This is a genomic window from Erwinia sp. Eh17-17 (assembly GCF_039675725.1).
Lineage (GTDB): Bacteria > Pseudomonadota > Gammaproteobacteria > Enterobacterales > Enterobacteriaceae > Erwinia.
The window spans coordinates 60,728-71,854 of record NZ_JBDFQT010000013.1 but is presented as its reverse complement, the minus strand read 5'-3'; the positions used below and the strand labels follow the sequence as shown (position 1 = coordinate 71,854).

At 52.6% G+C, this 11,127-nt stretch carries 9 protein-coding genes; 8 read left to right on the top strand and 1 reads right to left on the bottom strand.

Annotated elements, in window-relative coordinates; genetic code table 11:
• From ABEH87_RS20805 to rpoS, 7 genes are all read left to right on the top strand, one after another.
• Positions 1–299 (top strand): autotransporter outer membrane beta-barrel domain-containing protein (locus tag ABEH87_RS20805; RefSeq protein ID WP_346579211.1); only part of this gene is annotated, 299 nt, incomplete at its 5' end.
• Between the two features lie 128 nt (positions 300–427).
• On the top strand, positions 428–1,066 hold the full coding sequence (locus tag ABEH87_RS20800) for a response regulator transcription factor (protein WP_346579210.1): 639 nt from the start codon (positions 428–430) through the stop codon (positions 1,064–1,066).
• A gap of 1 nt (position 1,067) precedes the next feature.
• Positions 1,068–4,685 carry a transporter substrate-binding domain-containing protein gene (locus tag ABEH87_RS20795; RefSeq protein WP_346579208.1) on the top strand — a complete coding sequence of 1,206 codons (3,618 nt, stop codon included), beginning with the start codon at positions 1,068–1,070 and terminating at the stop codon, positions 4,683–4,685.
• Between the two features lie 245 nt (positions 4,686–4,930).
• Positions 4,931–5,692: a 5'/3'-nucleotidase SurE gene (gene surE, locus ABEH87_RS20790; RefSeq protein ID WP_346579206.1), complete on the top strand. Its 762-nt coding sequence runs from the start codon at positions 4,931–4,933 to the stop codon at positions 5,690–5,692.
• Positions 5,686–6,312, top strand: coding sequence for a protein-L-isoaspartate(D-aspartate) O-methyltransferase (locus tag ABEH87_RS20785; protein WP_346579205.1), 627 nt, complete (start codon positions 5,686–5,688; stop codon positions 6,310–6,312). Before surE ends, ABEH87_RS20785 begins: the two co-directional genes overlap by 7 nt.
• A 166-nt stretch (positions 6,313–6,478) precedes the next feature.
• Positions 6,479–7,588, top strand: coding sequence for a murein hydrolase activator NlpD (gene nlpD, locus ABEH87_RS20780; protein ID WP_346579203.1), 1,110 nt, complete (start codon positions 6,479–6,481; stop codon positions 7,586–7,588).
• A 50-nt stretch (positions 7,589–7,638) separates the two neighbouring features.
• Positions 7,639–8,631 (top strand): RNA polymerase sigma factor RpoS, encoded by a 993-nt coding sequence (gene rpoS, locus ABEH87_RS20775; RefSeq protein ID WP_346579201.1) that lies wholly within the window; start codon positions 7,639–7,641, stop codon positions 8,629–8,631.
• A 102-nt stretch (positions 8,632–8,733) separates the two neighbouring features.
• On the opposite strand, the gene narL is transcribed toward rpoS, so the two are convergent.
• On the bottom strand, positions 8,734–9,429 hold the full coding sequence (gene narL / locus ABEH87_RS20770; protein WP_346579199.1) for a two-component system response regulator NarL: 696 nt from the start codon (positions 9,427–9,429) through the stop codon (positions 8,734–8,736).
• Between the two features lie 306 nt (positions 9,430–9,735).
• On the opposite strand from narL, the gene ABEH87_RS20765 reads away from it, so the two are divergent.
• Positions 9,736–11,124 carry a NarK family nitrate/nitrite MFS transporter gene (locus ABEH87_RS20765; protein WP_346579198.1) on the top strand — a complete coding sequence of 463 codons (1,389 nt, stop codon included), beginning with the start codon at positions 9,736–9,738 and terminating at the stop codon, positions 11,122–11,124.
• The last annotated feature ends 3 nt before the right edge of the window (positions 11,125–11,127 follow it).

Below are 11,127 nucleotides of genomic sequence, written 5' to 3'. Positions count from 1 at the left end.
GCCCGGTGCAGGGTCGGGTAGGGGTAAGCGCCGGGAGGCAGGTGGCGATAAAGCGGGGCCTGACGGTGGAGCCCTGGGTCAGCGTGGCGTGGGTGGGCGCGCTGGGTAAAGGGGCGGATGTGAAGGTGAATCAGCATCATTTTGCCAGCGACCTGCCGGGGGACCGGGTGGAGGCGGGCGCGGGGGCGAGCTTCAGCCTTGACGGCGGGCACGTGCTGACGGCCGGAGCGGAGTACGCCAGGGGCAGCCGGAGCGTGCAGCCGTGGTCGGCGACGCTGGGCTACCGTTACAGCTTTTAAACCAGGGTGGTGGACGGCGGGCAGGGACGCCCGAATGTAACGTTTTTGTTAACGAGCGTTGTTTTAGGGCGCAATATCTCTGCTAAGATATTATCTTAAATACCTCGCAGGGATTAATGGAGTGACATATGGAATCGCACGCGCAAATTATGCCGAAAGCTATCATCGTTGATGATCATCCCTTTGTCCTGGCGACCGTCAGGATATTGGTCGAAAATGCGGGGTTCAACGTTGTTGCAGAGAGTGACAATGGCGCGGATACCGTCAATCTTTGCGAAAGGCTTCATCCTGATCTTTTAATCCTGGATCTGGCAATCCCCGGTCTTGATGGTATCGAAGTTATTCAACGCCTGATTGAAAGAAGAGTGAAAAGCAAAATTGTAGTACTCACTTCACAGAATAATCCGCAGTATATCATGCGCTGTATGCGCGCCGGGGCGGTCGGTTATGTTTCAAAAAAAGAGAGCCTGAGTAATCTGACGGCCGTGATCAAGGCGGTGATGTCAGGCGCACTTTATTTCCCAAATGTTTTAAATAGTGGAAATGAGATCGTGTCTTCGGATGAAAAGAAGCTGGCCAGTTTATCTAATCGCGAAATAGTGGTGATGCAGTATTTGATTGATGGTATGAACAATAAGAAGATTGCAGGCATGCTGTCACTGAGTGAAAAAACGGTGAGCACTTATAAAACTCGCCTTTTTGAAAAGCTCAATGTCTCCAGCGTGCTGGAGCTTGCAGAGTTTGCCCATCGAAATGATTTTAAATAACATGATGCGCCTTTTGCTGGTGCTCACCTTATCGCTGCTGAGTCTTTTCGCAAACGCAGAAGATAAAGAGTATTACCTCAGTGAAAGATATATGGTCAATCCGGTTCATATCAGGCTCAATCCGGAACAGCTTGGCTGGCTGGAGCAAAAAAAACATCTTACGCTGGGGGTTTCGGCCGTCGACTATCCTCCATTCGATATTATCCTGCATGACAATGAATATTATGGTATTACCTCAACTATTGTTTCAATGATTGCGGATACGCTTCATATTCCAGTGACAGTAAAATCGTATCCGTCACGACAGCAGGCAATAGAGGCATTAAAACGCAACGAGATTGATTTTATCGGTACCGCATACAGCAATAACAACAAAGATAAAGAGCTTATCCTCACGCATAGCTATATGAATAATAATAGTGTTTTTGTCAGGCGAGCCGATTTTCCAGTCAAGGTGAATAATAGTCTGGAGGGTGTTTCCGTTGCAATGACGGATAATTATCTGCCGGAAGAATTGGTAAGACAAGCCTATCCAGGCATTAAGCTTAAACTTTATGCCTCTAATTTAAGTGCGATGGGTTCGGTGATCTTCGGGCAAAATGCACTCTATCTTGGTGACGAAATCAGCATCGACTATCTTGCCAGAAGACGTTTTTTTAACAGCGTTATCATTGAGCAGCGAGCACAGTTCCCGAAAGGGGGATTTGCTTTTATGCTCAATAACCACGACTCTCAGCTTCAGACTCTGTTGAATAACGTGCTGTTAACGCTCAGTGCGGAAGAGAAGCAGCGTATTCTGCTTTTCTGGGGGGTAAAATCTTTAAGCATCAGCCAGGAGAACGAGAAATATTTCAATGACAGTGACAAAAAGTGGCGCGAAGGCCACCGGAGGTTACGTATTGCCCTGGAGGAAAATAATGAACCTTACTCTTTCTTTAATAAAAGTAATGAAGCGAATGGCATTTCTGCGGATGTCATGCGTGAGATGGCTAAAATTGCCAATTTTACTATTGAATGGTATCGGGTAGCCAGCGAACAGGAAGCCGCAGAGCTATTAAAAAATGGTAAGGTTGACGTTACTATATTGAATACGGATGAAAAAAATCCCCGTGCCGGGATTGGATACTCGCCTACTTTTCAGCGGGATAATTATGTCATAGTGAACGTCAAAGGGAAAAAATATTACCCTGAAGATTTAAAAAACTCTGCGCTCAATGTGGCTGTGATCAGCGGCGGGGAAGATAATATTCTGGGTTATCTTAAAGCTCATTATCCCGGCCTGCCCATCAGTGTAACCCAGAATGTCACGGAGTCATTTGCCGATCTCAGTGAGGGGAAAACAGACGTCATTATTATGCCACTGGCAAAAGCATCCTTTTTTATCGACAACTATTATAAAGATCAGGTCGAGATTAACGGCATATTTGGCGATCAGAATATCATGCTGAGCGCAGCGGTAAACAGTAAAGAGAGCACCCTGCTTAACATCGTTAGCACCGCACTCTTTAAAATTCCTCCTTCACGCATGGGTGAAATCAGTAACCACTGGCGCGGTCAGATTCTGGTCGAAAGTCACTTCTGGCGCAATAACTGGCAGGTTATTGCCAAGTGGTTTTCTCTGTTGCTGGTTTCTCTGGTGCTCATGCTGTGCTGGCTGCTGTGGTTGCGTAGCTTAATTAAGCGGCGTGATAAAGCCGAGCTGGAACTCAGGCAGCAAATGGTATTTATGAAAGACCTGATTGATGGTACCCCAGTGCCTATCTATGTCCGCGACCGCAACAGAATGCTGCTGATGTGCAACAGCAGCTATTTACAGCAGTTAAATTTACTTCCTGAGGACTGCATAGGGAAAACAATCTATGAGGGACTGGGAGATAATAATGAACACATAGATGACCTGCATGATAGCTATCTCAAGGTTATTGAGCAGGGAGTCAGTATTACCAGTGAACGAGTACTGCGCATGAATGAAAATGATTACCGCATCATTCACCACTGGATGCTGCCATACCGTAATGAGCAGGCCGACATTATAGGCGTTATTGGCGGCTGGTATGACATCAGCGAGCATCAGCAGAGACTGGAACATTTGCAAACAGGTAAGTTCCAGGCAGAGCAGGCCAGCGCGGCGAAATCAACGTTTCTCACCACGATGAGCCATGAAATCCGTACGCCGATGAACGTGATTATCGGCATGCTGGAGCTGGCCGCTAACCAGGCAACAAAAGGGCGGGTAGATCAGCGCTCAATCTCTGTTGCGGCGGCGGAAGCGAATGGATTGCTGGAATTGATCGGCGATATCCTTGATATTGAGCGGGTGGAAAGCGGGCATCTGTCACTGAACGAACAGAACGACAATCTGGGGCAGCTGCTGCACTCCGTCTGCCGTCTGTTTGAAGCGTTGACCCGGCGTAACGGGCTGAATTTTCATCTGAATGAAATCACCTCTCTGGATTACCCGGTCATCATTGACCCGTTACGCTTTAAACAAATCCTGTCGAATTTGCTCAGCAATGCCCTCAAGTACACCGGGCAGGGTGATATTACTGTCGAAGCTGGCGTTACGGTGATTGATGATGCCACCCTCAGCGTCGAGATACGCATTCAGGACTCTGGCATAGGCATTTCGCCGGAGGATAGCAAGAAGCTTTTTTCCCGTTTTTCCCGCGCCTCTAATAATACGCTCTCATCCCATCAGAGTTCCGGCCTGGGGCTGCTGATTTGCAAAACGCTGTGCGAAATGATGGGAGGCACGCTGCAGTTGACCAGTGTCCTGCACCGGGGTACCTCCGCGCAGGTGAAGCTGACACTCCGGCGTTGCCCGGACGTGCCTGTGGTAACCGCGCCTGACAGGGCGGTGAAGAAGCCTGCTGCCCGCCAGATGACGGTGCTGATTGTTGATGACTATGCGTTAAATCGCGAAGTGTTACAGCTACAGCTGTCGGCTCTTGGCCACCGGGTGATCAGTGCGGCTAACGGCCAGGAAGCACTAGAGTTGTGGCTGAGTGAAGACTGCGACCTGATGATTACTGACTGTAATATGCCGATTATGGATGGGCACAGGCTGGCGCGCGAAGTTCGTCAAATCGAGAGCGAGCGCAATCTGGCGCGCCTGAGAATTGTCGGTTTTACCGCGAACGCGCTGCAATCTGAACGGGTAAACTGCCAGCAGTCGGGCATGGACGACTGTCTGTTCAAACCTGTTACGCTGACGATGCTTGCCGACGTGCTGGACCAGGTCGTGGATTCTCCGAACGCGCCATCGTCGGCAGCGAACGGTCTCAGCCTGGACGAACTTATTGTCCTGACCGGCCATAAAGGCGAGCGGCTGGCAAAACTGCTGCAAACCTATCTGAAGGGTATCGGGGCTGATATTGACGCACTGCAGTCCACCGCCGCAGACGATGTCGGCCAGCTTTCTGCGCTGGCTCATCGTATTAAAGGCGCAGCGGAAATCATTCAGGCCCAGGCAGTGCTTGATGCCTGTCATCAACTGGAAACGAACTGCGAGAGTGGCACGGTCCCTGAGCCGGTGATTCAGGCGCTTACCACCGCGCTGGAACAGCTTGCCACTGCGTTGCAGGATATTTGTGAGCGCTGCGCGACTGGCCGTGAGTAAATGCCCCTGTACTGGGAGCGTTTTCCCTAAGGCGTGCTGACGATTTTTGCGGCAGCCCTGATGGGCATTGATGATTTAAAAGCAGAAACTTACACCTACCACTGTGGTTAACATCCAGCTAAAATGCCTGCACCACACCAGCCAGCAACACGTCAGCCGTTGACCTTCAGTTAACAGGCCCTTTGCAGGGAATGCTTTGTACGTGCTGCCGGTAGAGTGATTTACATTCAACAGTTAGGTGTTAAATGCGCATTTTACTCAGTAACGATGACGGTATTCATGCGCCAGGTATTCAGACGCTGGCGAAAGCGCTGCGTGAGTTTGCTGAAGTGCAGGTAGTCGCACCGGATCGCAACCGGAGCGGGGCGTCGAACTCGCTGACGCTGGAAACGCCCCTGCGTACCTTTAACTATCCCAACGGGGATATTGCGGTGCAGATGGGAACTCCGACTGACTGTGTTTACCTGGGGGTGAACACCCTGATGCGTCCGAAGCCGGATATTGTGGTTTCTGGTATTAACGCTGGCCCTAATCTTGGCGATGATGTGATTTACTCCGGCACCGTGGCGGCGGCGATGGAAGGGCGTCATCTTGGTCTGCCAGCGCTGGCCGTCTCCCTTGACGGGCATATCCACTATGAAACAGCGGCGGCGGTGACCTGTTCGATCCTCAAAGCTCTGCAGCGCGAACCGCTTCGCACCGGGCGTATTCTGAATATCAATGTCCCTGACCTGCCGCTTGACCAGATCAAAGGTATTCGTGTTACCCGCTGCGGTAGCCGCCATCCAAGCGATCAGGCGATCCCGCAGCAGGATCCGCGTGGAAATACCCTGTACTGGATTGGCCCGCCGGGTGAAAAACTGGATGCCGGCCCGGACACCGATTTTGCCGCCGTTGATGAAGGGTACGTCTCTGTTACCGCACTGCATGTTGACCTGACTGCACATGCCGCGCAGGAGGTCGTCTCATCCTGGTTAGCCAGCGTTGAGGTCAGTCGCGAATGGTGAGTGGGCGGATAGAGACGCTGCTGGCACAGTTGCGCCAGCAGGGCATCGACGACGAACGGCTGTTGAAAGCCATTGAGGATGTACCGCGCGAGCGCTTTGTTGACGAGGCTTTTGAGCATAAAGCCTGGGAAAATACGGCGCTGCCTATTGGTTCCGGTCAGGCGATTTCTCAGCCCTATATGGTTGCCAAAATGACCTCGCTGCTGGCGCTGACCCCCGCGTCGCGGGTGCTGGAGATCGGCACCGGATCCGGTTATCAGACGGCTATTCTGGCGCATCTGGTGGAGCACGTTTACTCAGTCGAGCGTATTAAGGGGTTGCAGTGGCAGGCCAAGCGTCGTCTGAAGCAGCTCGATCTGCATAATGTCTCTACCCGTCATGGTGATGGCTGGCTGGGCTGGCCCTCTCGCGGGCCGTTTGATGCCATCATCGTCACGGCAGCCCCGCCGGAAATCCCTGAAGCGTTAATGTCGCAGCTCAGCGACGGCGGCATCATGGTGCTGCCGGTCGGTGAAGAGCAGCAGGTGCTGCAGCGGATACGTCGCAAAGGTGATGAATTCGTTATTGATAACGTTGAAGCCGTGCGTTTTGTCCCGCTGGTAAAAGGCGATCTGGCCTGAGCTCACCATTAACCAGGATATTTCTACACAACTGTTTCGTGGCACGCAGCCATTGATATTGCTAGTATCTGGTTAAATTTGTGCATGCGGGCGTTTCTACCGTCACTCATGTGCTTTCTGAAGTTTATATTTTTTTCGTCAAAGCATTGCCGTAATGGGGGATTTAATGAGCACGGGAAGCCCAGTATTTAAGTTACGCCGTCTTGCGGCTGTTTCATTGGTAGGATTCTGGCTGGCAGGCTGTTCCAGCGGCGATAATTCGCAAGCCCCCATCAGCTCAGTTGGCGGAAATGACTCCGGCATGATGAGCGGCAATTCTGGTATGAGCAGCAGCGCAGGTACAGGCGGCAGCAACGGCGGTTTCATCCGTCCTGCACGTCCTCCTGCCTCCGGCGGCGGGATGACCTCTTCGGCTCCCGTCAGCCAGAATCAGAACGTGGTCACAGAAAATGGGCGTATCGTCTACAACCGTAGTTATGGGAATATTCCTAAAGGTAGCTACGGCGGCGACACCTATACCGTTAAACGCGGTGATACGCTGTTCTACATTGCCTGGATCACCGGCAATGATTTCCGCGATTTAGCCCAGCGCAATAACGTCTCGGCGCCTTATGCGCTCAACGTTGGCCAGCAGTTACAGGTTGCCAACGGCTCCGGCACGCCGATCACCGGCGGTAATGCGGTAACCGCCGCAGACGCCAGTGCAGGGGGGATGGCGACAGCGTCTGGCGGTTCACAAATGACAGCGGCAACGGTTGCACACCAACCGGTAATTACGTATTCTGAGGATTCAGGTTCGACAAGTGAAGGCAAAATGCTGCCTTCGTCCGGTAAAACTGCTGCTACGACAACAGTTCCGGTTACCGCCCCGACCGTCAGTAGCACGACAGACAGCACAACCCCTGTGGGAAGCTGGCGTTGGCCGACAGACGGCAAGATTATCGATAACTTCTCTGCCTCCGAAGGTGGCAATAAAGGGATCGACATCGCGGGATCTCGTGGTCAGTCCGTCGTCTCCACCGCCTCTGGTCGTGTGGTCTACGCCGGTAACGCTCTACGCGGATACGGTAATTTGATTATCATCAAACATAATGATGACTACCTGAGTGCTTATGCCCATAACGACTCCATGCTGGTCCGTGAACAACAAGAAGTGAAAGCGGGTCAGAAGATTGCAACAATGGGTAGTACCGGCACGAGTTCGGTTAGATTGCACTTTGAAATTCGTTACAAGGGGAAATCCGTAAACCCGTTGCGTTATTTACCGCAACGTTAATCCGGCAGAACCCTGGTGTTCTGCCCTGGAATCACGGGTAGGAGCCGCTTATGAGCCAGAATACGCTGAAAGTTAATGATTTAAATGAAGATGCGGAATTCGACGAAAACGGAGCTGAGGTTTTTGATGAGAAGGCTCTCGTCGGAAATGAACCTGGTGATAACGACTTAGCAGAAGAAGAGCTGTTATCACAGGGCGCAACCCAGCGCGTACTGGATGCGACGCAGCTTTACTTAGGAGAAATTGGTTACTCTCCATTGCTTACGGCAGAGGAAGAGGTGTTCTTCGCTCGTCGTGCACTTCGTGGCGATGTTCCATCACGTCGTCGCATGATCGAAAGTAACCTGCGTCTGGTTGTAAAGATCGCCCGTCGTTACAGCAATCGTGGTCTGGCACTGCTGGACCTGATTGAAGAAGGTAACCTCGGTCTGATCCGTGCCGTAGAAAAGTTTGACCCGGAAAGAGGGTTCCGCTTCTCAACGTATGCGACCTGGTGGATTCGTCAGACGATTGAACGGGCGATTATGAATCAAACCCGTACCATCCGCCTGCCGATTCACATCGTGAAAGAGCTGAATGTTTATCTGCGCACCGCGCGTGAACTTTCCCATAAGCTCGACCATGAGCCGAGTGCGGAAGAGATCGCCGAGCAGCTGGATAAACCTGTTGATGATGTCAGCCGGATGCTGCGCCTCAACGAACGCATTACCTCTGTTGATACGCCACTGGGCGGAGATTCAGAAAAAGCGCTGCTGGACATCCTGGCCGATGAAAAAGACAACGGCCCGGAAGATACCACGCAGGACGATGACATGAAGCAGAGCATCGTTAAGTGGTTGTTCGAACTGAACGCCAAACAGCGCGAAGTGCTGGCACGTCGTTTCGGCCTCTTAGGCTATGAAGCGGCAACGCTGGAAGACGTGGGTCGTGAAATCGGTTTGACCCGCGAGCGTGTTCGCCAGATTCAGGTTGAAGGTTTGCGCCGTCTGCGTGAAATCCTGCAGGCTCAGGGACTGAATATTGAAGCGCTGTTTCGCGAATAATTAACGCGAAGCAGGTTGCGTAAGGAACATGCAACCGCCTGATGAAAAGTAATGCGAGAAACGGTGACTTCGGTCGCCGTTTTTTTTTGCCTGCGGCTGGCCTCAGACCTCACCACATTGCAATGCCCAGACCGCCGCTTCCACCCGTGACTTCACCTGAAGCTTTTTTAGCAGGTGTTTAACATGCACTTTCACCGTACTTTCGCTGATCCCCAGGCGACGGGCGATCAGTTTATTGCTCATGCCCTGAGCGATCAGTCTCAGCACATCGCGTTCACGAGTGGTGAAATCGGGTTTATCGGCCTGAATCTGCGGGCGCTGCTGGCGCAGGCTGGCCGCCAGAACCGGGGGAAGCGTGTCGCTGAGCACCAGTTCCCCTGCGGCTGCCCGGTACAGACACTCCAGCAGGGCTTCCGGCTCCATATCTTTCAACAGGTAGCCATCGGCACCCCGCTTCAGTGCATTAATCACATCGTCTTCGTAGTCTGATACGCTGAACACCACGATGTGGCCACAGGCGTCGATGGCGCGCAGCTGTTCCAGCGTCTCCAGCCCGTTCATGCCGGGCATATTGAGATCGAGCAAAATCAGATCAACTTCAAGCAGTTCGGCCAGCGCGACGCCCTGCGCCCCATTACTGGCTTCCCCCACCACCACCAGCCGGGGATCCAGCCCGATAAGCTGCTTCAGCCCATTACGGATCATCGGATGATCGTCGATCAGTAACACAGTGGCCGGTTTTGTGGAAAGTACCTGCGTGAGCTGCGCTGTGATCCTGTTTTCCGGCTTGTGAGGCATCTGTTGAGCTCCTTTTCTTTCGCTGAAAATTTAGCCCGCTGATTGTCACTGATCGCTGGGGGTATTCACATACCTATTTTGTGGTAATACCGAATAGACAGGGGGGCTATTTATCGCCATACGGATAGAGGGGGTGTTTTTAACGTACTGAATAATAGTTGTTTATTGACTCGCCCTTTCTGGTACTTAAGAAGTACATCCCACTTTTGCCCGGCGATCACTTGCAACCAGGTTGATACACATCAAATCAGACCGCACGGGTGATGTTCAGGATAGGCCGATTAATACACAGCCACTGAGAAAATTATGTCGAAAATTAACTCATCTTCAGGGAAAGGAAATAGTGCGGTCATTCAGGACTGGCAGCCTGAAAATACCGAATTTTGGCAAAAAACGGGAAAGCGGGTCGCCGGCCGTAATCTGTGGATATCGGTTTTCTGCCTGCTGCTCGCGTTCTGCGTCTGGATGTTGTTCAGCGCCGTCGCGGTTAACCTGAACAAAGTCGGATTCAATTTTACCACCGATCAGCTTTTCTTACTGACGGCGCTGCCGTCGGTTTCCGGTGCCATCCTGCGCGTTCCTTATTCGTTTGTGGTGCCGGTGTTTGGCGGGCGCCGCTGGACGGCATTCAGCACCGCGCTGATGCTGGTACCCTGCATCTGGCTGGGGTTCGCCGTGCAGAACCCTGCCACACCTTTCGCGGTATTTGTCATCATTTCACTGCTGTGTGGCTTTGCCGGGGCAAACTTTGCCTCCAGCATGGGCAATATCAGCTTCTTCTTCCCTAAAGCCCGGCAGGGCGGTGCGCTGGGGATCAACGGCGGGCTGGGTAACCTTGGCGTCAGCGTCATGCAGCTGTTTGCACCGCTGGCGATCTCCGTCGCGCTCTTCAGCGGTTTTAGCGACACGTCTGCACAGGCCCGGAATGGGCTGTGGCTGGAAAATGCCGCCTGGATGTGGGTGCCGCTGCTGGTGATTGCCACGCTGGCGGCCTGGTTCGGCATGAACGATCTGGCGGCAGCGAGAAGCTCTCTGCGCCAGCAGTTGCCGGTGCTGAAACGCGGACATCTGTGGATCCTTTCACTGCTGTATCTGGCGACATTCGGCTCATTTATCGGTTTTTCTGCCGGGTTTGCCATGCTCTCCAAAACCCAGTTTCCTGATGTGGTGATTATGCACTACGCCTTCTTCGGGCCTTTTATTGGCGCTCTGGCTCGTTCCGCCGGCGGGATTTTGTCCGACCGTCTCGGTGGGGTACGCGTTTCACTGTTCACTTTCATCCTGATGGCGGTGTTTACCGCGCTGCTGTTCCTGACGCTACCGGGAGAGGGCCAGCCGGGGTCGTTTATCGCCTTTTACGGCGTCTTTATGGTGCTGTTCTTCGCAGCAGGTCTGGGAAGCGGTTCCACCTTCCAGATGATCGCCGTCATCTTCCGTAAAATCACGGTAGAACGGGTGAAAGAGCAGGGGGGAAGTGATGACGCCGCCCAGCGTGAGGCGGTGACCGATACCAGTGCGGCGCTCGGTTTTATCTCTGCCATTGGTGCCCTCGGTGGCTTCTTTATCCCACAAACTTTCGGAATGTCATTGTCGCTGAGCGGTTCACCTGCCGGAGCAATGAAAGTCTTCCTGCTGTTCTATGTGATTTGTATCGCGATTACCTGGCTGGTGTACGGCCGTAAAAAAAATAAATAAGCG